Here is a 24,904-nt window from a genome sequence, read left to right as displayed (position 1 = left end):
GTGCGCCGACGTCGAACAAACGGACTGTCACATCGGTGCCCGGCTCCGTGTACGACACACACTCGGCGCATCGGACGCGCCGGACCGGGCCGACCGTCGCGGGGGTCGCGCCCATGCCGCGGAGCCGGCCCTCGTCCCCGCGGCCGCCCGCTCGGCGGTCCAGGCCGCTGCTCCCGCGCGCTCAGCGCTGGTACGGGTGCTGTCCCGGCTGCTGCGCCTGCCCGTGGGGCTGCCCGCCATGGGCACCCTGGCCCCCCGCCGACTGGAGCTGGAGCTGCTCCGCCTGCTGTGAGGTGATCTGCTGCTCCGCACCGCAGAAGGTGCACTGCGTCGCGTACTTCGTCGAGATCGGGAACAGCGGCACGAAGAACAGCGTGAACTTCGTGACGCGCTTCCTCAGCGTGTGCGCGGAGGGATTGCCGCAGTGGCCGCACACCAGCGTCAGTATCGCCAGCTGGTAGATGTACCCCTTGGTGCCGAAAATGATCATGATCTCGGGTCCTCCCCGTTGCTGGTCCGCTCAAGGTCTGCGGTGAACCGCCTGCCGGCACAGGGCCAGCAGCCTCTCGTCATCCACGATGTCATGACCGTCCGCCCCGTTGTCGATCGCGTTGTGGCGTCGTGCGCACAGCAGCTCGCGGTCGACGAGCCGCTCCGCTCCCTCCGCGCCCGCCGTCGTGAGCTCCGCCAGACACTCCGCCGCCGGTATCCGGGTGCGCGGCAGCGTCTCCCAAACCGCTCGCAGCGCCGGCCACGCCTGTTCCGGATCACCCGTCACCCGCCACAGGGCGCCCGCCGCCCGCACCCGTGTCCACGGCTCGATCGACCGCAGCAGCCTGCCCAGCTGAGGCGCGGCCGCGACTCCGGCCGGCCCGAGGCCCGCGAGCACCGAGGCCGCCGTCCGCCTGGCCCCGTGCTCCGGCACGGTGAGCACCGAGCACAGCACCGGCATCACCGCGTCCGCGTCGCCCTCGATCGCCCACAGGGCCCCCGCGACCCGCGCGACGAGCGAGGCGTCCACCCCGGCGGAACACGAGGACGCGGGCCTCGCGCCGCCCGACCCGATCCTCGGGCCGCCCTGCGCACGGTGGCCCGCCTCGTGCAGCAGCGCCCACAGGTCCGGCACCGCCTCGCCCGCAGCGGGACCGAGCGCGGTCAGCGTCCGCACCGCCGACTCGACCACCCAGGTGCGCCGCTCGCCCGCCGCGCCCCGCAGCACGCGCAGCACGGCCGGCACCGACCGGGCCGCCTCTTCGCCTCCGCCCACCACGGACAGCCCGTGGAGCAACGGCCCGGCCCGGTCGCAGAGCCGGTCGTCCAGCTCGATGCCGGCCAGCCGTTCGGACAGCGCCGGGGCCAGCGGCGCGGCCGCCGTCCCCAACTGATCCATCGCGTGCCCCAGGTCGCGTGGGATCTCCACCCGCTCCAGCAGCTGTGACAGGACGGGCACCGCCCGTGCGTCGCCCGCCCTCGCGAGTGCCACGACCGCCGGGCCGAGCGTCGGCGGCCCGTTCTCCCATTCGCGCACCCAGGCACCCGGGTCGGCGTCCAGGCGCTGGGCCAGCGCGTCCGCCGCCGGCGCCGCCAGGCCGAACAGCTCCTTCAGTGCGTACGCCGCCGCCGCGGCCAGCCGGGGCTCGGGATCCGCGAGCTGCTCGCCGATCAGCCCCACCAGCTCCCCGTAGGCGCCACGCCACGTCCGCAGCAGGCCGCTGCTCATCCGTACGGCGTCGATCCGCTGCGCCCGGTCCGGGCTGCACAACTGGTCGGCCAGCAGCGCTATCCGGTCGTCGACGCGGTCGCCCAGGCCGGAGTGGAGCGTACGCAGCAGGTCCGCCGTCCAGGGGGCGCCGTGGTCCGCGGTGTCCGCCGCCCGCACCTGGCGCAGCTGCCCGAGCAGCGTCGGCGACGGCAGCCGATCCGCGGCCTGGAGCGACGCCACCGGCTCCGTGCGCAGCTCACGCAGCAGCCCCGTCACCCCCGGCACGACGTCGGAAGGCAGCGCCGTGGGCGCGCAACGCGCCAGCTGGGCGAGCGCGGCCAGCCGCAGCCCCGCGCCGTACGCCATCCCGGACAGGCCGGTGAGCCACTCCACCACCTCGGGCAGCAGGCCCTGGTGCCGCAGCGCGATCCGGCCGGTGGCCTCCACGCAGGCGAGCCGCACCTCCGCGTCCGGCTCGCAGTCCAGCCGTGCCCGCAGCAGCCGCAGTACCCGTACCGGGTCGCTGTGCAGCGTGGCCAGCGCGAGCGGCGCGGCGAGCCGCGCCCCGCGGTCCGGGTCGCCGACCAGGGCGAGGAACACATCCGCCCCGGCGGTGACCGCAGAGGCGGCCATGGCGTAGTTCGCGGCGCCTTCGAAGTCCTCGTCCTCCGGGTCGAGTTCGTCGTCGCCGTCCAGATCGATGCCGCCGATGCTGGTCAGCAGCTCGACTATGCCGCCCCGGTCCTGCACGGCGGGGTCCGCCGCCAGTTCCATCAGGAACGGGATGCAGGCCAGCGTCGAGTCGTACACGTCCCCCTGGTGGTGCACGGTCCCGTACATGCCGTCGAGCGCGGTCTCACGCTCGACGGGATCCGTGGAGGCGAGTTTGCGCAGCAGCTCCGGCACATCGTCGGCCGGGCCGTATGCATGCTCCAGGGAGGCCCAGTCGACCTCGTCGATTCCCGCGAACACGATTGTCCCCCTCCCAAGAAAACCTTGGGTCTCAACCCTTGTGTCTGGGGGAAGTGTGCCCCAAGGATCCGACATCCTGACCGGTATCCCGCGGGGTTGTCTCGGGGTTGTTGAATCCAGGCCTGTTGCCGCCGTCGGCCGGGGTGTTTCCATGGCCGGGGTGGAGAGGGGCCGCCTGTCCGCGAGTCACCCCGGCGGCCGGGACGTCACCTGGTACGACGTCCCGACCGCCGTGTGTCCTACCTGTGGAACAGGCCGTTGCTCACCGGAGGTTGTCGCCCCAGCCGCCCTGCATCATCGTCTGGAACGCCCACTTGCCTTCGCGCCTGATCAGGATGTCGGCGTAGCGCAGCTGCTCGGTCCGGCCGTCCATGGTCATGGTCGAGTCCGTGAAGACGACGGCCATCGCGGGGGAGAGGAACACCGGAGTCCGCACCGACTCGAAGGTGATGTCGTCGCTCCCGTCGCCCATGACATGGCCCATGGTCTCGACGAACTGGCGGCGGTCCCACTGTGCGGAGGCGCCGTTGCCCTGCGAGTCGTCGCTGATCAGGTTGAGCGGGAAGACGGCCAGGTCCGCCATGCGCCCGACGTCGCGTTTGGCGCTGTGCGCGTCGTAGGCGGCGAACCATTCCTGGATGCTCGCCAGTTCCTCGGCGCTCGGGGTGTATCCGGTGTCGGGCAGAAACGTCACACTTTCTCCTTGCCGCTCATCAACGGGGACCACGCACGCGCGTCGGAACGCACCTGCGCCGAGGAAGGTAGTGCCCCGACCCCTTGGTAGTCAAACTTGATTAATCATTTCCGGTCGAGTTCGTCCGGGGACCTCACCCGCACCACCGTCGTCACCGTGTGCCGCGTCGTGCCCAGTCCCACCTCCGCCGTCACCCCCGGCTCCACCGCCCGGTACGCCACCTCACCGATTCCCGTCGCGACAGCCGTCCCCGTCCCCCCGGCCGTCCGCCCGTCCAGCATCGTCGCGGCCTGCGCCCGCAGTCCGGGCTGCATCGGGCTGGTCACCACCGGCGTGTCGTCGTCGGGCAGGACGACGACCAGCGCGGTGGGCCGGTTCGCCGGTCCCGTGAAGCCGACGACCGCCGCGTCGTGCGTCGCGGTGTGCCGCAGCTTGCGCCACAGCCGCACACCGCCCCGGTACGTCTGGTCGAGCCGCTTCACCACCAGCCCCTCGACGCCGATCACCGGCAGCCTCTCGTACCAGCCCTGCGCCTCCTCGGCGTCGAGCGTCATCGGGACGGGCTGCAGCGGCGGCCCGAGCGGCGCGACCAGCGCCACCAGCCGCGCCCGCCGCTTCTCGTACGCGAGTGGCCGCAGATCCTCGCCCGCCTCGGCCAGCAGGTCGAAGGCGGCGTACGAGGCGGGCAGGCCGCGCGCGAGCGCGGGCGCCCGGCCGGGAGTGGCGGCCGCCCGTTTCTGCACCGCGGCGAAGTCGGTGCGGCCCTCCCGCCACACCACCACCTCGCCGTCGAGCACCGTGCCGTCCGGCAACTGCCGGGCCGCCGCCGCGAGATCGGGGAAGGCGGCTGTGACGATCCGCCCCGAACGTGCCTGCAGCAGCACGTCGCCGTCGATACGGAAGATCACCACCCGGTGGCCGTCGAACTTCGGCTCGTACGCCAGCCCGGCCCCGCGCGGCAGCACGTTCACCGATTCGGCGAGCGCGACCTTCAGCGGCGGCCGGGGCAGCGTCACGGCAGGCTTCCCGCGCCGGCGTGGTCGGCGACCGGGGCGAGCAGATCCCCGTACCGCTCTAGCCTCGGGGCGATGTCGGAGAGCCGGAACACCAGGCCGGCCCCGTTCGCGCTGCCCTCCTCCACCTCTTCCCAGGTCACCGGCGCCGATACGGTTGGCTCCTGGCGCGCCCGCAGTGTGTAGGGGGTGGCGGTGGTCTTCGCGGCGGCGTTCTGGCTGTGGTCGACGAAGACCTTGCCGGGCCGCAGCGCACGGGCCATCCGGTGCAGGACGAGCTGCGGCATCGCGGCCTCGCCCTCGACGGCGAGGGACTTCGCATACGCGGAGACCCGCTCCGACGGTGCGGGCTTCAGCGGTACGACCAGATGCAGGCCCTTGGAGCCCGACGTCTTGGCGTATGCCGTGAGCCCGTCCCGCTCGAGCCGCTCGCGCAGCCACAGGGCCACTTCGCAGCAGTCCGGGACGGAGGCGGGGGCGCCGGGGTCGAGGTCGAAGACCATCCGGTCGGCGACGGCCGGCTGCTCGGCCCGCCACTGCGGGGTGTGGAACTCGACCACCAGATTGGCCGCCCAGACGAGTGACGCGAGGTCGTCGATCACGACCTGCCGCGCCTTCGGGTCCTCCGACCGGGGAACCGGGGCCGTACGCACCCAGTCGGGTGTTCCGGGAGGCGGGTTCTTGGTGAAGAACAGCTGGCCGTCGGGGCCGTCCGGGTACCGGAGGAACGAGACGGGCCGGCTGCGGAGATGGGGGAGGATCGCGTCCGCCGTGGTGGCGTAGTAGTGCACGATCTCGCCCTTGGTGGTCCCGGTGGCGGGGTGGATGACCTTCTCCAGGTTGCTGAGCGCCACTCGCCGCCCCGCCACCTCCGTGATCGGCGTCATACGATGAGAATCCCATGAATGCCGGGCGAAAGGGATGAAACGTGCGATCCATCTGGAACGGCGCGATCTCGTTCGGGCTGGTCAGCATCCCGGTCAAGCTCGTCAACGCCACGGAGAACCACTCCGTCTCCTTCCGCCAGATCCACGCCGAGGACGGCGGCCGCATCCGCTACCGCAAGGTGTGCGAACTGGAGGAGAAGGAGGTGACGCAGGCCGAGATCGGCAAGGCCTACGAGGACGCCGACGGGTCGATGATCCCGATTACGGAAGAGGACCTCGCCTCCCTCCCGCTGCCGACCGCGAAGACGATCGAGATCGTCGCCTTCGTCCCCGCCTCCGAGATCGACCCGCTCCAGATGGACACGGCCTACTACCTCTCCGCCAACGGCGTACCGGCCGCCAAGCCGTACACGCTCCTGCGTGAGGCGTTGAAGCGCAGCCGGCGGGTGGCCATCGCCAAGTACGCGCTGCGCGGACGCGAGCGGCTCGGCATGCTGCGGGTCGTCGACGACGTGATCGCCATGCACGGGCTGCTGTGGCCGGACGAGATCAGGGAACCGGAGGAGGTGGCCCCGCAGGGCGACGTCACCGTGCGGGACGCCGAACTCGACCTGGCGGAGGCGCTGATGGCCACCCTGGGGGACGTCGACCTCGAGTCCCTGCACGACGACTACCGCGAGGCGGTCGAGGCCATGATCGCCGCGAAGGTCGAAGGCGGGGGCGCGGCCCCCGAGACGGCGGCGCCGGAGGGCGAGGGCGGCAAGGTCATCGATCTGATGGCCGCGCTGGAGAGCAGTGTGCGTGCCGCGCAGGAGGCGCGGAGCGGGGGAGCGGAGGGGGCAGGAGAGGCGGAGGTGACGCCGATCAAGGGGCGGCGGGCCCCGGCCTCGCCGAAGTCGTCGGGAGGGGCGAAGAAGTCGACGTCCACCGCCGCGAAGAAGGCCGCCGCCAAGAAGACGCCGGCGAAGAAGTCGGCTTCGAAGACGACCGGGACCACCGCCAAGTCCACGACCAAGTCCACGACCAAGTCCACGAGCAAGGCCACCGCCAAGTCCGCCGCCAGGTCCACGGGGAAGAAGGCGACCCCGCCCGCGAAGAAGCGCTCCTCGGCGTGACCGGCGTCCCGGCGCATTGGGCGGCGTGCCGCGATGACGTCGACCACCGCCGCAGCACGGTGCCGATGACGGACTCCGGGCAGGCGTCGCGCGCCGCCCCCGCCGGCATGGCCCTCGGCACGGTGTGGGCAGGCTGGGTGTGCTCGGCATGGCCGGAGCAGGCGAACCACCCCCGCGCTGCGCGGCCTCCGCGGGCCGGGAGGCCCGCCTCGTCGAAGAGCCGGGCCACGTAACCCGATCCGGCGCTCGGTCGCTCGGTCACACGCGCCAGGACGGCGGGTGCAGCAGCGTCCGCAGCCGCCTCTCGAAATCGGCCTGGCCCCGCGAGGCCGCCCCGACCGCCGTCCGCCGGGCCGCCGTCCGCCCGGCCGCAGAGCGGCGTGCGGAACGGGCGTCGGCGGCGGCCGGCAGCTACCGCTGCTGCGTGGCGGTGGCCGTGAAGCCGCAGCACTCGAAGGTCTGAACCGGTGCGCCCGACGTCCGTGTGATCCGTACGCCGTCGAGCACCGCACGGGTGTCCGCCGACGCGATGACCGCCACACCGTGCACGCCGCCCCGGATCCGGTTCCTGTCCACCGTGAAGGAACCGTCCTCGAGTGCGATCCCGACGTACGAGCTCCGCCGGATCTTGTTGTGGCCGATGTCGGCAGCCCCGCCGGATACGTGGATCCCGACCTGGTTGCCGACGATCCGGTTGTGGCGCAGGACGGTGCCGGGCGAGTCGGCGAGGATGCCCGCCTTCTGGACCTCGCTGAAGAAGTCGGGGCCGCAGCCCGGGTCCGGCTCCCGGCACTCGTTGTCGCCGACAGTGCTCCAGGAGACGCGGCCGCGCGAGCGGGCCACGAACTCGATGCCGTTGGTCGACACCCTGGGGTGCCCCGTGACGGTGCTGTGCTCGATCGTGGCGGTGGAGGCCGCGCCCAGGACCACCACGCCCGCGCCCTGGTAGCCCGTGATCTCGGTATGACGGATGGTCGCCGAGCCCGAGCCGGCCGTCGGTGTTCCGATGCGGACGGCGACCGCGCTGCGGGGGCAGGGCGTGACGGGGGTGTCGGTGATGTGGGTGACGGCGGCGTGGCCGAGGTCGAGATGAGCGCCTTCGAGCACCCGGACGCCGGAGCCGAGCGCGCCGTTCTTGCACGTGCCGGAACCCGGCCCGCTGACGGCGAGCCGGGACAGTGAGACGGACGCGCCGTTGTTGATTTCCACGATCGAGTTTGCGCGGTCAGTGCCGGGAGTCAGCGTCCGCGGGGCCCGGATCGTCGTCCTCCGGTCGCCGGACCCGACGATGGACAGGTCCTTGTCGATCACCACTTGTTCGCGGTAGACACCCGGCCGGACAGCGATCCGGTCACCGGCGTCGGCGGCGTCGACCGCTGCCTGGATCGTCGGATAGTCCCTGGGGACGACAAGATCGTGTCGCCCGTCGGCCGCCGCTGAGGTCGCCACCAGCGGACAGGCGATCACGGTGACGACGCAGAGGCTCAGGCGGACCGCCGCCCTGAGAAGTGGAGTTGCCATTCCGGTTCCGCTCTCTCATGGGTACTCGCACCCTGGAATCCAGGCATGGATCCGGGCATTCGAGACCCGTCTGCCGGACACCCCGGCCGGGCCGCCAACGTATTCACGGCTCTGCGGACACGGCACATCCAGACGTCCGACCGTGGTCCCGCTTCCCCCTGTCGGCCCCGTCCACGGACCACCGCCCCCGAACTCCGCCCTTTCGAAGCGCCCCGAAGCTCGCCCCTGGCGGCGTCAGCCGAACGGGAGCTCCCCGTCGCCGTCCGCCGGGAAGGCCTGCTCCGTCCAGATGGTCTTGCCCGTGTGCGAGTAACGCGTCCCCCACCGCTGGACGAGCTGCGAGACGATGAACAGCCCCCTGCCCCCTTCGTCCTCGACCGTGCTGTGGCGCAGGTGCGGTGAGGTGTGGCCGGCGTCCGCGACCTCGCACAGCAGCGTCCGGTCGCGGATGAGGCGCAGCTGCAGCGGCCCTTCGGCGTACCGGACGGCGTTGGTGACCAGCTCGCTGACCACGAGCTCGGTCGAGAACCCCAGCTCGTCCAGGCCCCATTCGCCCAGCTGCTCCGTCGCGAGTTCCCTGGCGTGGCCCACCGCGACGGTTTCGGCGGGGAGTTCCCACGCGGCGACATGGTCGGCGTCGAGTTCACGGGTGCGGATCAGGAGCAGGGCCGTGTCGTCGGCCGTCGTACCACCCGGCAGCAGCTCGGCCACCGCCCGCTCGCACAGCTCCTCCAACGGCCTTTCGTGGTGGCTCAGGACCCGCCTCAGGATGTCGAGCCCCTGATCGATGTCGTGGTCACCGGACTCGACCAGCCCGTCGGTGAACAGCGCGAGCAGGGTTCCCGCCGGCAGTTCGATCTCCAGGGACTCGAACGGCAGCCCTCCGAGGCCCAGCGGCGGTCCGGCCGGCAGGTCCGGGAAGGAGAGCGTGCCGTCGGGGGTCACGACGAGGGGCGGCAGATGACCGGCCCTGGCCATCGTGCACCGGCGGGTGACCGGGTCGTAGACCGCGTACAGGCAGGTCGCCCCGGTCGTGACGTCGGGGTGCGGGCCGCCGGGCGCGTCGGCGTCGGCCGGCGGGAGATCCTGCTCCGCTTCCTGCTGCCCCTCCGTCTCCGCAGGCCGGCCCACCAGGTCGTCGAGCCGTGTCAGCAGTTCGTCGGGGGGCATGTCCAGCTTGGCCAGCGCCTCCACCGTCGTACGCAGCTGGCCCATGGTGGCCGCCGCCGCCAGCCCGTGCCCCACCACGTCCCCGACCACCAGACCGACCCGTGCGCCGGACAGCGGAATGACGTCGAACCAGTCCCCGCCCACGCCGGTCACGCCGGCCGGGAGGTAGCGGTGCGCGACCTCGACCGCGGACCGCCGTGGCAGATGCTGCGGCAGCAGCTGACGCTGCAGGGTGAGGGCCGCGGCCCGCTCGCGTGTGTAGCGGCGGGCGTTGTCGACGCAGACGGCCGCTCGTGTCGTCAGCTCGTCGGCGAGCGCGACCTCGCCGTGGTCGAAGAAGGACGGACGCAGGTCCCGGGTGTAGGTCACGAGCCCCAGTGGTACGCCGCCCGTCCGCAAGGGCACGACGAGCACGTTCTCGTCGACGACGAGCCCGCCGGAGGAGAGGCTGCGCCGCTGGGGCGAGCCGGGCGGGTGGTACACGAGCCGGGGCGGCCCGTGGCCGCCCGCCGCAACGTCCCCGCCCGCCGTCACCGCATCGTCCGCCGGGCCGACCACCCGTAGCAGAGCCGCCCCCGCCCCGGCGGCCGCACGCGGCTCCTCGCCCTCCAGCACGGCCTGCACGACATCGACCGCGACCGACGAGGCGAAATCCGGTACGACCACGTCCGCGATCTCCCGCGCCGTCGCCGTCACGTCCAGCGTGGTGCCGATCATCCGGCCCGCCTCCACGAGCAGGGCCAGCCGCTTCTGGGCCACGTAGCGCTCGGTGATGTCGAACGCGTCCTCGCACACCCCGAGCACATGCCCCTTTGCGTCCTGGAGCCGGTAGTACGAGCAGGACCAGACGTGGTCAGCCCCGGGCTCGCTGGGCATCTGCGCCAGGAAATGCAGGTCGAGCACGGGCTCGCCGGTCTCGAGGACATTGCGCATGACCGCGTCGAGGCTCTCCGGGAACCCCTCGGTGATGACCTTGCCGCCCGGATACAGTTCGTCGGCCCGCATCCCCCGATACTGGGTGAACGGTCGGCCGATCTCATGGCCCGACGCGGAATTGTCCCAGGTCAGCCGTAGGTCGGTGTCGTAGATGGCCAGTCCGAGCGGGGACTGTGTGGCGAGCCCCTGCAGCATCGCCAGCCGTGACTCCCACAGCCGCAGCCTCTCCAGCTCCGCGACCACGAGGACCCGGGCCGCCCTGCCGCCTTCGGACAGCTCGCAGACCGCGGTGGCCACGGACAGCGAGTGGCCGTCCCGGTGCCGTGCGAGGCGGATGTCGCTGCCGCTGAGCGGGAGGCCGTGACCGGAGCCCGCCTCGGGCACCGGCCCGCCCGACAGGAAGACCCCCACCGGGCGCCCGACGATGTCGGCAGGGCGATGTCCCAGGAGATCCTCGGCCCCCGGACTCCACCCGATGACCGTGTCCTGGGCGTCGAGTACCACCGTGGCCGCCACGGCGATGTCGAGCGGGCCACGGAAGTCGGCACTTTCCGCAGCGTTCTGTGCGCTCCATGCGCCCGCCGCGCGCCACGAACTCATCGGTGCCGGGCCAACACGGTTCATTACCTTCAGAATCGACCCGTGCCCGTCCTCGCACAACCGAGGAAGCCCCCCGCCTCCGCCACGGCACCTGGTGCGGGCCCCGGAGCCCGAACCTAGACTGACTGGGGCCCGGAAACTCCCGGAATGTCCCGCACGACGGAGGTACGCCATGTCCAAGCGAGGCAACAAGCGCCGAGCCCGCAAGAAGAAGGGCGCGAACCACGGCAAGCGCCCCAACAGCTGACGCGCGCGGGCCCGGCCGGAGACGGCCCCGCCCGTCGGCCGCCGGGTGATCAGCGACATGAATGCGCCCCGCCCCGCCCCGCCCCGCCCCGCCGCTCCGGCCCGGAGCGGCGGGGCGCAGCCGTACCGCCACCCCCAGGACCTGTCGCCGGACACGGCGGCGTGGTACCGGATCAACCAGGACGCGGCGACGCCGGGCGGCAGGTCAGAAGGCCAGTTCGTGGAAGGCGGTGCGGACCGCGGTGAAGCCGCGGTCAGCACGGGTCGGATGCACTCGGTTGGTGAGGAGTACGGCGTAGCGGCGGCGGCTGGGCGAGATCCACAGGCTGGTGCCGGTGAAGCCGGTGTGGCCGTACGAGTCCGGACCCGGGCGAGTGCCTACGGGTGATCCCTTCGCCCTTGAGGCCTTCTACCGCAAGCAGCACATGGTGCCGTTCTTCCACGGCTACCTCGGATACGCCGCCCTCGCCGCCCTGGACATCGCCTGCTGGGACGCCATGAGCAAGGCCACCGGCCAGTCGGTCACCGACCTCCTGGGCGGCGCGGTACAGGACAAGGTGCCGATCACGGCGCTCATCACACGCGCCAACGCCCCGGCGCCGGAGCCCGGGACCTGCCCGGGGCGCTCGCCGAGCACGCCGCCCATGTGGTGGCCGACGGCGGCTTCTCCGCGGTGAAGCTCAAGGGCACCAACGACGTGCAGGGGGACGTGGCGATTCTGCGCGCCCTGCGTGAGGCACTGCCCGGAGCCGATCTGCGGGTGGACCCCAACGCGGCCTGGTCGGTCCCGGACTCGGTGCGGGCCGGGATCGCCCTCGAGGAACTGGACCTGGAGTACCTGGAGGACCCCTGCACGGGCATCGAGGGGATGAGCCAGGTCCGGGCGAAGGTACGGATACCGCTGTGCACGAACATGTGCGTGGTCCGCTTCGAGGAGTTCGCCCCCGCGGTGCGGCTCGGGGCCGTCGACCTGGTCCACGGCGACGTCTACAAATGGGGCGGCATCGCCGCGACCAAGGCACTGGCCGCGCACTGCGAGACCTTCGGACTCGGGATGAACCTGCACAGCGGCGGCGAACTGGGCATCGCCACGGCCGCGCATCTCGCGGGGGTCGTGGCCAGCACGCCCGTGCTCTCGCGGGCCATCGACTCCATGTACTACCTGCACGCGGACGACATCGTCGAGCCGCTGCACCTGGAGCGCGGCCGGCTGCGTGTTCCCGAGGGTCCCGGACTCGGTGTCACCGTCGACGAGGACAAGCTGCGCCACTACGCCGAACTCAACCGCTGCAAGGGCGATCTGACGGGCTGATCCCCCCTCCGATCGCGTGGGCTCCACTACGCGTGCGCTCCTCTGTGCGTGCGCTCATCTACGCGTGCGCTCGTTCCTCTGTGCGTGCGGACGCAGCCGGGGCGGCGACCCGCCCGGTGCCCGACGCCGAGGCTCTCGGGCTGTCGACGGAGCGAAGTGGAGCTCACGCATGCGAAGTGGAGCCCACGCATGCGAAGTGGGGTCCGCACATGTGCAGTTCGCGGAAAACCAGAGGACCGGACGGCGACCCCTCGGATATGTTCACTGCTGTTCGAAGGGGGACAAGTGGCGAAGCTCAATCAGATCATCGCCGTGGAAAAGGGCGTCAAGAGCAAATCGCTCCAGGACATCACCGCGGCCCACCACAAGGTACAGAAGCCCGCACTCCTGGCCGGGATCTCGCGCACCTACCAGCCGAAGGACGAGGAGGGCGAGCAGCTGCCGCCCGAGTCCACGCGGGTGCAGATCAAGGCCGAGGACGCGCTGCGCGAGATGTCGGCGTCGCTGACCCGGCTGTTCGACGTCGTCGCCACCAAGGACTGGGCGAACTGCACTGCCCGCGCGGACGTCGTCGTCGACGGGCGGACGATCGTCGCCGAGGCGCCGGTGAGCTACCTGCTCTTCCTCGAGAAGCAACTCACCGACCTGCACACCTTCGTGAAGAAGCTCCCCGTGCTGGACGCGGCCGAGTCCTGGTCGCTGGACCCGTCGACGGACTGGTGGAAGACCGACCCCGTACGCACCATCCGTACGAAGAAGGTCCCGCGCAACCACGTCAAGGCGGAGGCGACGGACAAGCACCCGGCGCAGGTCGAGGTCTACTACGAGGACGTGCCGATCGGTTACTGGACGACGGTCAAGTTCTCCGGAGCGCTTCCGGCGAAGCGGGTGAACGAGCTGCTCGAGCGAGTGGAGAAGCTCCAGCACGCCGTGAAGTTCGCCCGCGAGGAGGCCAACAGCGCCGAGGTCACCGACCAGCGGGTCGGCGACGCGGTGTTCGGCTACCTCTTCGGCTGACGCCGACAGCGGCAGCCCCACGATTGCCCCCGCGTGCGAGCGCGGGGGTGCGCAACAGGCGCGGACGGGATTGAGGACCGGTTCGCGCGACGAGCGCAAGCTGAAACTGAGGTTCAGCCTGAAGACGCGGTGACAGTGAAGGTTCGAGTCCTTCCCCCGGCACAGATCCTGGCCGGGGTGGCCCAACATGGCAGAGGCAGCCGCGATAAAAATCAGACTCTCGCTCCAGCTTCAGCATCGTCACCGATCGCCAGATCGACCGGGTACGGACGAACGCCGGCGGATGCGGGTTCGAATCCCGCCTGCACCTCTCGTGGTGCGGTAGTTCAAAGGAAGAACACGACGGCCTGATGACTGATCCGTACTCTTAAAGGCCACTGGCGTGTGCAATTGGGTGGCATCCCCAGGGACCCGGGAGCTGGATACGACTCCCGGGTTCCGCCACGTTCGGGGACGGCACCTGCCGGACGGCCGCGTGGCCGCACACCCCCGCGGCGTATCGACGCCGGGAGGCGGTCGACGACTTCCACCGGCTGACGTGCGGCGCGCACATCCAGGACATGTACGGCGGGTCGTCGCCCGACGACGACTTCTGGCTGGTCCGCGACGTCTGGGAACGCGGCGAGGACCCGGAGCGGATGTTTCTTTCGATCCAGAACAAGGACTACGCGATCGCCTCGTTCCTGCACGCCGTCGGTCCCCGGCGCACGGCACTGCTCCCCGGCTGGTGTGGAAACTTCCTCCTCACGTCGACCGAGGTGCGGCAGACGCTCCCCAGGGTGGAACTGGCCCTGAGCTTCACGCCCGAGGAACGCAGAGCCGTGCAGGAGCGGGACTGGCTCGACTACCTGCCCGACGAGGAGTCCGTACTGGACGGGCCGCTGCGCCAGTGGCGGCAGGCCGCCGAGGCGGGCCTCGGCCTGTGCGGAGTCGCGCTCACCATCTATTGACCGCGGCAGAGGCGGGGCGACCGCGTCCGTGCGCCCCACCGCGCCCGGGCCGCCACACCAAGGCACGTACCCACGGCATAGTCCCAGGTCCCGCCCCGTGAAGACACCCGTCGACCAGTGCGCCCGCTCTGCGCCCTTCTGTACGGCGCGTCGGGGGGTGAGTCTGAGACCCACGGGGGCCGGTGCCGCCGCACGGCGGCACCGGACAACACAGCGAGGGAGGCAGGGGCATGCTCGAGGAGCTGACGGTCACCGCGTGGCAGAACTTCGGGCACGACCGCCTCTACGTGAACCTCCCCGACGGCACACCCATCGGCTGGGCGGACCGCAGAACCGGCGGCATCACCGTGGTCCACGCGCGCTACCGCGACGACGTGACGGATGTACTGGCCCGCCGCGCACCCGAACTCCTGACACCCGTGCCGCCCGAGATCCGCGTGCACGTTGGCTCCTTGACGAAGGGCGTCAGCGAGGCGAGCCGGGCCGACGTCGCGCCCCCGCCCCCGCCCCCCGCCGAACCGCCGGCGCAACCCGCCGCGCCGCCGTCCCGGCCCGATGCGCTCCCCGAGTTGACCCCGGACACCGACCTCGCCTCCCGCCGACCCGGTGCGACCCTCCGCGCCACGGCGGCCGGGGCCGGAACGGGGGACTCGAAGTTGCTCGAACGGCTCAGCTCCCGGGTCCAGCGCCGCCGGCCCATGTCCGAGGCCCGCCGCAAGGAACTCCTCGGCGAACGCAGAACCGGCGCCGAACTCGGCCGCCTCACCCGCCACGGCTGGCGCGTCCTGCACTCGATCCCGCTCACGTACGGCGAGGACATCGACCACCTGCTGATCGGCCCGGGCGGCGTCTTCACCATCCGTACCGAGTACCACCCGCAGCAGTCCGTACGCGCCGGCGACGACACTGTCACCATCGACGACGGCGCTCCCTTGCCGTACATCACCGAGTGCCGGGCCGAGGCCGACCTCGTCCGGGGAACCCTGGAGCGCCACACCGACTTCCCGGTCCCCGTCCACCCGGTCCTCGTCCTCGTGGACGCGGCATCCCTCGACGTGGCGGCCACCCAGACCGACGTCCGCGTCTACCGGGAACGCCAACTTTCGGCCCTGGCACCGCTGGCGGGCGCGCTCACCGCGTACGAGGCCGACCGGCTGTACGAGATCGCGCGGCGGCGGGGGGTGTGGGGGGGAGACGTGACAGCGGACCCGTGCGCTCACGCGCGGTAATGGATAACCGCACGCAGGGCGACGCTGGGCTCGCCGCTTGCGGTAACTGTCCCATCGGGCTCACTCCCGCTCCGTGCTGAGCTGCCCGATCGGGCCGACCTCGGTACGGTCGGTTCATGGAACAGGTCGGCGCTGTCCTGATCGACATCGACGGGGTACTCACGGTGTCCTGGAAGCCTCTGCCCGGGGCAGTGGAGGCGATGCGACACCTGCGTGAGCGCCGCATACCGCTGGCGCTGCTCACCAACACCACGTCCCGCACACGCGATGCGATAGCGACGGTCCTCGCGGAAGCCGGCTTCCCCGTCACCGCCGAAGACGTCCTCACCGCTCCGGCGGCCACCGCCGCGTACCTCACCGAGCACTTCCCCGGCGCACGCTGTCTGCTGCTCAACAGCGGCGACATCGCCGACGACCTGGCGGGCGTCACCCTGATCGCCCCGGACGACGACGCACCGGCGGACGTGGTGATCGCCGGCGGCGCGGGCCCGGAGTTCGACTACGCGACCCTCAACCGCGCGTTCGCCCACCTCCAGCAGGGCGCCCGCCTGGTGGCCATGCACCGCAACCTCTACTGGCGCACCCAGTCGGGCGTCGCCCTCGACACGGGCGCCTTCCTGCTCGGCCTGGAACGAGCGGCGGACGTAGAGGCGGAAGTCATCGGCAAGCCCGCCGCCGCGTTCTTCGCGACAGCCCTGTCCCGCGTGGGCGCTGCGGCATCCGAGACGCTGATGGTGGGCGACGACATCGAGTCGGACGTGCTCGCCGCCCAACATAACGGCCTGACAGGAGTCCTGGTCAAGACGGGCAAGTACCGCCGGGAAGCCCACGAGGGGGCATCGGGGACACCGGACCACGTGCTGGATTCATTCGCGGATGTGCCGTGCCTGCTGGATCAGTTGAGGCCTGCACGTAGTTGAGAGGCCGGCGCCGGCCGCGGAGGCGATCGCCGCGGCGCCGCCAGGGCTACTGCGGAGGGGTGTGGACGTCGAGGTCGGCGACGAGGCTCCCGCCGTCCGCGTCGAGGATTCCGCACAGGCGGCTGACCGGCGTGTACAGGGGTCTGGCGTCGGACTCGATGCCGTCCTCGTCCTCGAACCCGAAGACCCGGTCGAACGGCACGGTGACGAACGGCCACACGGTCGGGTCGGCGGTGGCGGAGTCAGGGTGGTACTGCCACTGCGTGCCGCAGACGCGGTTGTGGACCTCGCCGACGTACCAGGCGGCCGCCTGGAGGAAGTCGCTGCCCCGTTCCTGCCACGCCTGGTCGCTACTGGTGCATCGGGAACGGACCAGGGTTTCCATGTTCTCGTGGGAGTCAGGGGTGAAGTCCCAGTCCCCGTCGCGATCCTGGGCCCATGCGGGGAACTCCCGCTGCTGGATCTGGAGCCAGGCGTCCAGGACGGGGTTGCCGGAGCGAATCCGATCCAGCTCGGCCAGTGCCTGGTATTCGTCCTCGGTCATCTCCATACCGGCCGACCCTACGGCGGCACGGCCCGGTGGGCTGAAGGCGCGGGGTTCGCGTCACCCGCACTCGCCAGGGCCCTTGCCGACAGCGTCTGCGAGGCCGACCCGGAACGCGAAGGGGCGGATCGACGACACGAAGGCATTCCGCGAGTGGCGGGCTCCTGGTGGAAGCGAGCCTGCGGAGGACGCGACACCGGGAGCCGGTGCCGCCGACGGGCACATCACGCGGAGCAGGTCTACGCGGACCCGGCCCCAACAGGCCGACCGGGCGGGGGCGGTGTCCTCAACTCGTCGCACCGGCAGTACGACACACTCAGCAACTGCCCGCGTCCACCGTCACCGTGAGGACCACCGAGAGAGGCGTAAAGGTCTCGGGCTCGGGCGGTGAGACGTTCAGACAGTAGATGTCGCTCACATCGCCGGAACTGACCTCGAACTGATCGAATTGCGGCTTGCTGTCGTCATCGGAGTGGTCACTCTGCGGCGAAACGGTCACGTAGCCGTGCTCGGGCCCTTCGCCGCTTTCCTCGATGGCGTCGGCGATTATCTCTTCGTAGCTACCCGAGTACCCGCCCACGTGGAGGGACTCTCCGTTGATCTCCTTCACAGCCGCGTGGACCGCGTCGTGCAGCTCCCCTTCGCTCCACGACGACTCGTCATGGAGCAGGTACATGCTGGCGGCCGCGAAGAGGAGCGAGCCCACGATCAGCGCCATACCCACCGGGTTGTTCGCGTTGTAGACGTAACGACTCGTCCCCCACTTGGAGCGGACGAAGACCGGCTCCGCATCGTGATCTCCGCTCATAAGGCGAGGCTACCGAAGCCGGTTGTTGCCGGTCTCCTCGCCCGAGACGTCCCTCTCGGGCCTTCGTGTTCCGCGTGGTCGCCCCGGAACAGGCGAGGTTGACCAGCGCCGGGGGCATTCCCGTGCTGCTTCGCACCTCGGTGGAGTCCCGCCGGTGGTAGCCGTTCGCGAGGGAGTGGAGCGGGGCATGACCGCGCGCCACTCCCGCCCGGCCGGGAATATCCGCACCAGCCGGTCCGTCTACCCTGCGGGCACCGAGTACGGCACTGTGTCCTCGACCGTCCGTAACAGCCGCAGGGGGACCGGCATGTGGGAGCAACTTCCGGCGCTGGCCGGTGTCGTCGTAGGAGCCGCCGGCTCGTACGCGGCCACCAGCCTCACGGAGCGAAGCCGTTGGCGACGTGCCAAGGCCGAACGCTGGGACCAGAAGAGACTGGAAACCTACGCCGCGTACGCCAACGCGCTGAAACATCAGCTGAGTATCGCGCAGCGGTTGGGTGCCGCGAGGGGCTTTCAGCACGCGGTGGACCCGCTGGACCCGGAGGAAGGCCTCGCACAGCTCGTCGAGGCCGAGGCACGCCGTGCGGCGGAGTGGGAGTCCGTGCTGCTCGTCGGCGACGCCGAGACCATAGCGGCAGCCCGCCAGTGGCACGAGGCCGTATGGAATGTCGAGTTGTACGCGCGCGGTCAGAAGCACGACACGGCCGGATGGGAGAAGGCGGTTGGGCGCATGAGCCTGGCCCGCGACGCCTTCTACACCCTCGCGCGGCGCGACCTGGGCATCACGGGACCGCCTCCGCCGTCCGGCAGTTGGCCGAGATCCTGGCAGTACGAGGACGACACCGAGGGCGCGGACGAGGCTGCCCGGACACGCTGACAGTCGTGGGCGCCGCGTCGTCCGCGACCCCGCGGCGAGGGCCCGACGGGACCGGCTCAGACGGCTGGGAGGCGTACAGACGGTCGGCGTGCGTGCATCGCGGAGAGCCGCGCTTGCGGCCCCCGACCACGTATCCCCCTGGATGGCCCCGGAACCGTCGTCGTACCTCCAGCGCTCCGTGCCGTCGGCCACCTCGAACCCGCGCAGCCGCTGCCCGTCGTCACGACCATCAGTCCCTCGTGCACGGCGAAACGCCGGTCGTCGAACTGGTCGATCCTCTTCGTCCACACCTGCTTGCCCGTCGCTGTGTCGCGTACGGTCACGCCCTTGCCGAAGTCCGTGCAGACGAGGCGGTTGCCCACGACCTGGGCGGAGATGCCGTTCTTCTGCGTGCCGGCGTCGCGCGGCTCGCGCCAGACGACCTTGCCAGAGGTGGTGTCGAGCGCGGCGACCACGTTGTTCGGCGTCGATAGGTCCTTTTCGAGGATGCCGACGAAGACGTATACGTGCCGGTCGTCGGCGACGACGGGACGCGGCTGGTCGTACTCCGTGCCGAGCCAGCTCCGCCAGGTCCCCTTCCTGGTGACCAAATCAAGCCCACCACGTCGCCTTCGTACTCGGCCGGCACTGGCGAGGTGCAGCGTCGTGCCGCCGAGGACGGCTCGCGCCCGGTACGAAGCCCCGTGCCCCCGGAGGCGCGGAGCGTGGGCAGTGGGGAGATGCACGGCGGCGGCGTACACACCGCAGACCTCGATGGCTTCCGGACGACACCATGTGGAGTCGCTCCCAGCGGCATATGGCTGCACATACGCGAAGACCCCGGCCTCAGCGTTTCCGCTGGTGACGGGGTCTTTGGGCACCTTGTGCAAGGTGCCCCCGGCAGGATTCGAACCTGCGCACACGGCTCCGGAGGGCGCTTCACTCCATGAGAGAAGTGCTGGTCAGAGACGTAACCACATAATCTGCCGCCCCCTCCGTCCACACATAGTCCAGAGGCTGCCTCGGCCGACTATGAGCTTCCCGGCGTACTCGCGCCGTGGTTGGCGCTTAGAAGATGGCCTCACCCTCGCCTGCCCGCGGCAACCGCGTGGCGTAATCGGGTACAGGTAGAACGCCTGCCGCTGTTAGGTCGCTTACTGTGATGCGCGGCCCCGCACAGACATCGTCTAGCAGTCGGCGTAGCTCAGGCTCGAGTTCTACCAACAGACCAAGCACGTTGAGCAATTCAAGCAGCTCAGAAGTCCAGTCTGGGAGCCAGGTGGACGAGTACTCGTGGTCGAGCGAGCGTAGGCGCTTGCCTGCAGGCTGCTTGCGACGGTAGCCGAACCACTTGTCCAGGACGTTCATGCCTGACACCGAGTACCGGCGCACCTCCGGCTCTACGGGCCCTACGCAGCCGGCGCCTACCCAGAGTTGCTTTGACGCCTCGTCGTACCGCATGGATGTTGGCATCTCCGCGGCGGTGTCTGGGATCGCCACCAGACTGACGGGGCGCCGTTCAGTTGGCAGACGTGGCCGCTGAGGTGACCTCCCTGCGCTAGCGTCGGCAAAGCGATCGCCGAAGGTGTGCAGCCACAGCAACCGCCGCCCAATGTCAACTGCACGGGTCCAGAGCTGTGAGTCGGCTGTAAACGGTATTCGGGCGCCTGGGACCTCCAAGTCCTCCGCGAATAGGTCAGTGTAAGCCGAGTGAGAGGTTACGGCTGCAATGTAGGCGATGAGGTCTTCAGCGTTCACTGGCGCGCCTAGTCGCTGGGAAACGACTGGCAACAGTTCCGGAGTGACGTTTGCAATCCGCCCGTCCGTATCCCGATATAGGGGCCGCACTGCCCCGCTACGCCCGTTGAAGTAGTGCATGTCCGGGATGAAGGCACTGAAGACGAGGCCGGGACCGTGTGTGATCGCGTGAGCATTTTGTTCCACGACGAATACTTGCGAGGCCCCGCGTACGCGCCACAGGTCGGGCCGCGGTACGACCATCAAGCGGTTGTCTGGGATTACCCACTGCCGGTCGAAAGCTCGATAGCCGACACGCACTGGCTCCAGCATGCTCCGGTGTTCTTGCGCGAGGGGCACGGGCCCGTGGTCCTGGATGCCTGGAAGTGGCCCCACCACAGTCTGCAGGTGGCGGTCGCGGGCCTCTCCGAACATCTCCTTCTTGTCGGCTTCATCAGCCGAAATGAAGAGCCCCCAACGGCGCTCCAGCGTCGCCCGGTCGGGTGCGTACACCCACACGCGACCCGGCGTCACGCCCCTGGATGACCACGGCATGAGGTCGCTGAGTCGTGGACTTGTTTCCCAGAGATCGCTGCCGGGGGGAAGGAACGGGGCAGTTTCACCCGAAGCGCAATTTCGCCATCGGCTATCGGCTAGAGCGAGGTCCGTCAAATCTTGGATCTTCTGTAGGCGGTGCCCAGAGAGGGAGATGTGCCTGACGATGGCAGGCGGCTTCACTGATTCCGGTTGATCGCTCGGGCGACTCCACCGCACGAACACTGCGATGCATAGTTCCTGAGCCACTTCCGGGAAGATCCTGGTCGCCCCGTCTGGCCGTTGGCCCTCGGGTGAAAGGTCAATGATCCAGCCTTCGTCCGCGACCGACCTTAGATACTTGCGCATGCCTGCGAATCCTGCGCCCTTGATCCACGCGCGCGGGGTGATGAAAGTGATGACGCCGTACGGCGAATCATCGTGGCATTCGAATACCTTCCAGGTAGCCCAGTTCCAGAAGTAGACATACAAGTTCGACATCTTGGACTCGTACTTGCCATTGCCTGGAAGTCGGAACTTGCTGAGAGGGGCTGGAACTCCCGACTCAGGGTCGCCAAGCTCAATCCATTTTCCCGCCCCGCGCTTTACAGCGTCATATGGTGGGTTGCCCAAGACGACCATAACTCGCTCGTCGCGCTTAACCCTGTTAGCTTGTTTTCGCGACTCTGCGATTGCCTTGAAAGTGCCAGGGAGCCAATTGAACTCGTCTTTTGGGTTGTCAAGGGTGTTCGTTACGTACAACCGCAGGCCGTGCGCTGGGGCAGACGACTTTAGATCTTTGAGTCTGGCATGCATCCGCAACTCGGCGACGGCGTAGGGGCCAGTCTGCATCTCGAATCCAATGAGCCTCTGCCCCGTCATTTCGCGGAGCCGCGGTCCCACGGCGCCCGGCCCCTCGTCTTCCTGGATCGATGTAGCCGCTCGGTCCAGGATGTTGAGGAGAAATGTGCCAGTCCCCATCGCAGGGTCGACGACCACAACCTGCGGTGAGGCAAAGCCATTGGCGATTCCGAGACGCTGACGGATGACGTCCTCGGTGAACCTGACCATTGCCGCAACAACCCCATTGGGCGTGTAATACGAACCAGTGCGTTCGCGGAGTTTCGGATCGTAGACCTGAAGGAAGTCCTCATACAACCGCAAATACGCGTCGCCGGACCCGTCATCAAGACGTTCCCAATCGACCGGGCCAATAACACGGATTAGAGTGTCGAGTGTTGTCGACAGACCGGTGAGGGAATCGTCCGTCAACACATCCAAAGCCTTGCCCATGAGGGAGTGCCTTTTGCCTAGCTTGGTGGCAATGCCGTGCATGGTGTCGTGTTCGAAGACGATTCCTTCCACTCGTGCGAGCAGTAGGGCAAAGACAACCGTCTGTGCGTACTGGTCAGCGAACTCTTCCTCGGTCTGTTCCGGGAAGAGGAGCTTCCCCCAGTCTTCCTTGAGAACGGTGAGAGTCTCCAGCCGCTTCCCTGTCTTCTCTAGCCGCAAGGCCTCCTTAACTTCAGAGCAGAGCAGCCGACAGAGGCCGGCCACCGCTCGAACCAACTGCGTAATATTCCGCGGAGGCTGCGGGCTCCAAGTCAGAAAGTCGAAAAGTACACGGGTTACTCCAGTGTCGACTGCCGCTAGTTTAGCTCCGGCGATTTTAACCGACAGGTTCATCCTTGCAATTTCGCCGACCCGGTGACCGTTGCGATAGAGGCCCCATTCATTTCCGTCGGTATACAGCACGTTTGGTAGAAGCTTGAGTTTCTGCCACTGGATTGCGTTCCGGCCGGTGAATGTCGCCGGGTCCGCACCGACGCCGGGCCGCTTTAATTCAACATGGCCGACGAGCGCGTCGGCGACATCCACGGCATAATCCGGACGGGCGCCGATGTCAACGAGGGGCACCTCGCCAATCAAGACTGACTTCAACCCCAGCGCGCCAGCTGAACTTGTGATGAGGCGTTCGAATGGCCCCCGAAGCTGATCTTCCGTGCCGGTTGAGCCCTTGAGCTTGGGCTTTAGTTCCTCCCCGAACAAAGCCACCGCTTCGCGGACGACAGCCTCAAATCCCCCCAGGTTGGACATCTTCCTCCCAACTTGCCTTCATATGACAACTGCTGATGCTTCGTCACAATAGGGCGAGGGGTGATCTACGACAAGAGATCGCGCTATGGGCGGTGGAGCGCGACGCGGGCGGCGTGCGCCCCCCTTGCTTCCATCGGGTGCGTGAATACAACGACAGAGCGTGTTGTGTGGGCGCTGGGCTATATGCAAGTAGATGGCGCCCTGCATTGAGGTCGGGCTGAGCTGATCGCTCGATCGGCTCACGTCTCCACCAGGCGGGATCCCCAAGCCTCCCGGCCGGCCCGCATCCCGGTCCGCTCAATTTAGGAGCGAGGTGGGGCGATTTGGGCCCCTGACCTGCGTATTGCTGGCTTCGGCGCCTGCGTCCCCTGGGCCCTGCAGGCAGCCGCGGTTCGCCGTGAGTCCCCGCCCGATCTGGCACGTTTGTGGCACGGGGACTGCTGGCCCGTTGGTCTCGGATTCGGGTGCTTGGGGTCAGGCGTTGCGCCACGCTTCGAAGAATCGACTGCGCTCCTGTGCCGTTTCGAACTCCCGTCGACCGGCAAGTGCGACTCGCCATGCGCTCATCTCTGCGTCCCGTAGCCAGAGCTCGCCCCCGTACCGGCCACTGACGCCGATGGTGCCATTGTCGAGGGCCGAACCGATGACCTCTGCCACGTCAGTGCGCTGAGCAGGCGTCAGCTCCTCCAGGAAGCTCAGGACGCGGGAGGCGATGCCGCCCTCGTTGCCGTCATGGATGCGATCGAAGAAGGGACCGCCCATGTTGGCAGGATGGATGTTCCAGGCAGCGCTGCCGCCGGCGTCTCGGATGCGCTCCCAGAAGTCTTTCCCCTCCGTGCTTCCCGGCAACGGGAGTGCCGCGAACAGGTCGATCAAGTGACCATTGGCGGCATGGCTGTACGCGGTATCGCAGGTTGCAGCAGCGGCGATTCTGGCGACGTGGCTGGCAGTGAGGCCGCCATCTTCGGGCCAGTCAAGCGGGATGTTGAGCTTTTCGACGAGGTGCTGTTCTAGCTCGTCTTGCTCATCGGGCTGTTCGCTGCCGACATGCCGGTTCACGATCACGCTGTCCCCCCTGGGCTGCTGTCCGATACTCGGACCTGCCAGCATGCCAGCGTCGGGAGTCTCGCAGTGGATGGTTTCTGGACGAGTTGGCTCCTATCGCGAGGCCCATGCCTCGAGCGAGCGACTGCTTCGTCCCGAGGCAACTCACCGGGAAGCTCAGGCCCAGAGACAAGCTGTGGCCGCGCTGAGAAGTGGCCAACAGGCAGCGGACTGAGGTCGGTGAAGTTGCTGCGCGGGCACGTGGTCGGGAGGCATGCTCGGCTTCATGACGCGTCGCGATGCTTCCCACGACTTCATGACCCGCAACCACGCCGCAACGCAGGCCTTTGCCTATCAGCTGGCCGAAGTCTGGCTGGATCTGCATCCGAACGCCTCCGCCGAGCAACTGGTCGACTTCCTACGCCAGGAGGCGTTGAGGGCGGAGGCCGCGGCGGCCGAGGTGGCTGTGGCCCGAGACGGGGTGACCATGGAGCAAGCGGTGGCCGATTTGGCGTACATGCACGAGTACCGGGATCTCATGCGTAAGGAGCTGTCGACCCGATAGAGCATGGCTGCGATGGGAGTCACCGGCCGGGCAACCCAGGCTGTGCCTCTCTATCTTTTCCGGGTTGCAATGCCGGCTGCTTCCTGGTTTGGGCTGCTGGCCTTGGCGAGCAAGTGATTGGAGGGATATGACCACATGGTTGACGCCGGCACTGGGATTGGTCGGAGCGTTCGTAGGCGCGTCGCTGGCGCCATGGCTGACCGCGCACCTCGCATGGAGGCGCGCTCGTCGAGAGGCGTTCAACTTGGCCATCGCCGCCCTGCGCACCGCTCAGGTATGTCGGCACTTTGCGAATGGTGTACCTGCCTCCTATCTCGGGGGAGACCAGGCCACCGTAGATGCCTATAACCAGCGTCTGAGAGAACGGGGTGTTGATCGCTTCGTAGACGCTATGCACGAAGCCAAGGTAGCCCTCTCGGCCCTAGAGCCCTTCTA

The 24,904-nt window shown here is 69.0% G+C and carries 22 protein-coding genes and 1 pseudogene; 10 read left to right on the top strand and 13 right to left on the bottom strand.

Going from position 1 to position 24,904, the window contains the following annotated elements; translation table 11 throughout:
* Positions 1–181 precede the first annotated feature (181 nt).
* From ABZ070_RS12450 to ligD, 5 genes are all read right to left on the bottom strand, one after another.
* Positions 182–490: a zinc ribbon domain-containing protein gene (locus ABZ070_RS12450; protein ID WP_356632779.1), complete on the bottom strand. Its 309-nt coding sequence runs from the start codon at positions 488–490 to the stop codon at positions 182–184.
* A 30-nt stretch (positions 491–520) separates the two neighbouring features.
* Positions 521–2,674 carry a PBS lyase gene (locus ABZ070_RS12445; protein ID WP_356632777.1) on the bottom strand — a complete coding sequence of 718 codons (2,154 nt, stop codon included), beginning with the start codon at positions 2,672–2,674 and terminating at the stop codon, positions 521–523.
* Positions 2,675–2,936: 262 nt separating this feature from the next.
* Entirely contained in the window at positions 2,937–3,368 is a 432-nt protein-coding gene (locus ABZ070_RS12440) for a nuclear transport factor 2 family protein (RefSeq protein ID WP_356632775.1), read from the bottom strand.
* A gap of 104 nt (positions 3,369–3,472) precedes the next feature.
* Positions 3,473–4,384: an ATP-dependent DNA ligase gene (locus tag ABZ070_RS12435; protein WP_356632773.1), complete on the bottom strand. Its 912-nt coding sequence runs from the start codon at positions 4,382–4,384 to the stop codon at positions 3,473–3,475.
* On the bottom strand, positions 4,381–5,268 hold the full coding sequence (ligD, locus tag ABZ070_RS12430; protein ID WP_356632771.1) for a non-homologous end-joining DNA ligase: 888 nt from the start codon (positions 5,266–5,268) through the stop codon (positions 4,381–4,383). The genes ABZ070_RS12435 and ligD overlap by 4 nt, the downstream gene beginning before the upstream one ends.
* 41 nt (positions 5,269–5,309) lie before the next feature.
* On the opposite strand from ligD, the gene ABZ070_RS12425 reads away from it, so the two are divergent.
* Entirely contained in the window at positions 5,310–6,383 is a 1,074-nt protein-coding gene (locus ABZ070_RS12425; RefSeq protein ID WP_356632769.1) for a Ku protein, read from the top strand.
* Between the two features lie 411 nt (positions 6,384–6,794).
* Here the strand turns inward: ABZ070_RS12425 and ABZ070_RS12420 are convergent, their stop codons facing one another.
* The 3 genes and pseudogenes from ABZ070_RS12420 to ABZ070_RS12410 all read right to left on the bottom strand — a co-directional run.
* Positions 6,795–7,904, bottom strand: a complete 1,110-nt coding sequence (locus tag ABZ070_RS12420) for a right-handed parallel beta-helix repeat-containing protein (RefSeq protein ID WP_356632767.1) — start codon at positions 7,902–7,904, stop codon at positions 6,795–6,797.
* A 234-nt stretch (positions 7,905–8,138) separates the two neighbouring features.
* Entirely contained in the window at positions 8,139–10,634 is a 2,496-nt protein-coding gene (locus ABZ070_RS12415; protein ID WP_356632765.1) for a SpoIIE family protein phosphatase, read from the bottom strand.
* A gap of 427 nt (positions 10,635–11,061) precedes the next feature.
* A pseudogene (locus tag ABZ070_RS12410) lies at positions 11,062–11,247 on the bottom strand (serine hydrolase); the annotation flags it as partial.
* 34 nt (positions 11,248–11,281) lie between these two features.
* On the opposite strand from ABZ070_RS12410, the gene ABZ070_RS12405 reads away from it, so the two are divergent.
* From ABZ070_RS12405 to ABZ070_RS12380, 6 genes are all read left to right on the top strand, one after another.
* On the top strand, positions 11,282–11,533 hold the full coding sequence (locus tag ABZ070_RS12405; RefSeq protein ID WP_356632807.1) for a hypothetical protein: 252 nt from the start codon (positions 11,282–11,284) through the stop codon (positions 11,531–11,533).
* Positions 11,503–12,168 (top strand): enolase C-terminal domain-like protein, encoded by a 666-nt coding sequence (locus ABZ070_RS12400; RefSeq protein WP_356632763.1) that lies wholly within the window; start codon positions 11,503–11,505, stop codon positions 12,166–12,168. The genes ABZ070_RS12405 and ABZ070_RS12400 overlap by 31 nt, the downstream gene beginning before the upstream one ends.
* 285 nt (positions 12,169–12,453) lie before the next feature.
* The gene (locus ABZ070_RS12395; protein WP_356632761.1) at positions 12,454–13,185 is read left to right on the top strand and encodes a hypothetical protein; all 732 of its coding nucleotides are present in this window, start codon (positions 12,454–12,456) and stop codon (positions 13,183–13,185) included.
* 560 nt (positions 13,186–13,745) lie between these two features.
* Positions 13,746–14,135: a hypothetical protein gene (locus ABZ070_RS12390; RefSeq protein ID WP_356632759.1), complete on the top strand. Its 390-nt coding sequence runs from the start codon at positions 13,746–13,748 to the stop codon at positions 14,133–14,135.
* 230 nt (positions 14,136–14,365) lie between these two features.
* Positions 14,366–15,364 carry a nuclease-related domain-containing protein gene (locus ABZ070_RS12385; protein WP_356632757.1) on the top strand — a complete coding sequence of 333 codons (999 nt, stop codon included), beginning with the start codon at positions 14,366–14,368 and terminating at the stop codon, positions 15,362–15,364.
* Between the two features lie 116 nt (positions 15,365–15,480).
* Complete coding sequence (locus ABZ070_RS12380; RefSeq protein WP_356632755.1) at positions 15,481–16,284, top strand: HAD-IIA family hydrolase; 804 nt, start codon at positions 15,481–15,483, stop codon at positions 16,282–16,284.
* Positions 16,285–16,330: 46 nt separating this feature from the next.
* On the opposite strand, the gene ABZ070_RS12375 is transcribed toward ABZ070_RS12380, so the two are convergent.
* Both ABZ070_RS12375 and ABZ070_RS12370 read right to left on the bottom strand, forming a co-directional pair.
* Entirely contained in the window at positions 16,331–16,834 is a 504-nt protein-coding gene (locus ABZ070_RS12375) for a hypothetical protein (protein ID WP_356632753.1), read from the bottom strand.
* Positions 16,835–17,144: 310 nt separating this feature from the next.
* Positions 17,145–17,636 carry a hypothetical protein gene (locus ABZ070_RS12370; RefSeq protein ID WP_356632751.1) on the bottom strand — a complete coding sequence of 164 codons (492 nt, stop codon included), beginning with the start codon at positions 17,634–17,636 and terminating at the stop codon, positions 17,145–17,147.
* Positions 17,637–17,823: 187 nt separating this feature from the next.
* Here ABZ070_RS12370 and ABZ070_RS12365 point away from each other — a divergent pair, with 187 nt between their 5' ends.
* A complete protein-coding gene (locus ABZ070_RS12365; protein ID WP_356632749.1) occupies positions 17,824–18,513 on the top strand; it encodes a hypothetical protein in 690 nt (229 codons plus the stop codon).
* 56 nt (positions 18,514–18,569) lie between these two features.
* Here the strand turns inward: ABZ070_RS12365 and ABZ070_RS12360 are convergent, their stop codons facing one another.
* The 3 genes from ABZ070_RS12360 to ABZ070_RS12350 all read right to left on the bottom strand — a co-directional run bounded on the left by ABZ070_RS12360 (position 18,570) and on the right by ABZ070_RS12350 (position 23,925).
* Entirely contained in the window at positions 18,570–19,103 is a 534-nt protein-coding gene (locus tag ABZ070_RS12360; protein WP_356632747.1) for a PQQ-binding-like beta-propeller repeat protein, read from the bottom strand.
* 457 nt (positions 19,104–19,560) lie between these two features.
* Positions 19,561–22,860, bottom strand: coding sequence for a type ISP restriction/modification enzyme (locus tag ABZ070_RS12355; RefSeq protein WP_356632745.1), 3,300 nt, complete (start codon positions 22,858–22,860; stop codon positions 19,561–19,563).
* Positions 22,861–23,334: 474 nt separating this feature from the next.
* Positions 23,335–23,925 (bottom strand): hypothetical protein, encoded by a 591-nt coding sequence (locus tag ABZ070_RS12350; RefSeq protein ID WP_356632743.1) that lies wholly within the window; start codon positions 23,923–23,925, stop codon positions 23,335–23,337.
* Between the two features lie 253 nt (positions 23,926–24,178).
* On the opposite strand from ABZ070_RS12350, the gene ABZ070_RS12345 reads away from it, so the two are divergent.
* Both ABZ070_RS12345 and ABZ070_RS12340 read left to right on the top strand, forming a co-directional pair.
* Positions 24,179–24,469: a hypothetical protein gene (locus ABZ070_RS12345; RefSeq protein WP_356632741.1), complete on the top strand. Its 291-nt coding sequence runs from the start codon at positions 24,179–24,181 to the stop codon at positions 24,467–24,469.
* Between the two features lie 244 nt (positions 24,470–24,713).
* On the top strand, positions 24,714–24,904 hold a 191-nt coding region (locus ABZ070_RS12340; protein WP_356632739.1), incomplete at its 3' end, for a hypothetical protein.

It is taken from the genome of Streptomyces sp. NPDC006283, assembly GCF_040613325.1.
Classification (GTDB): Bacteria; Actinomycetota; Actinomycetes; order Streptomycetales; family Streptomycetaceae; genus Streptomyces.
The sequence above is the reverse complement of the archived record's forward strand: the minus strand, read 5'-3'. Positions and strand labels throughout refer to the sequence as shown.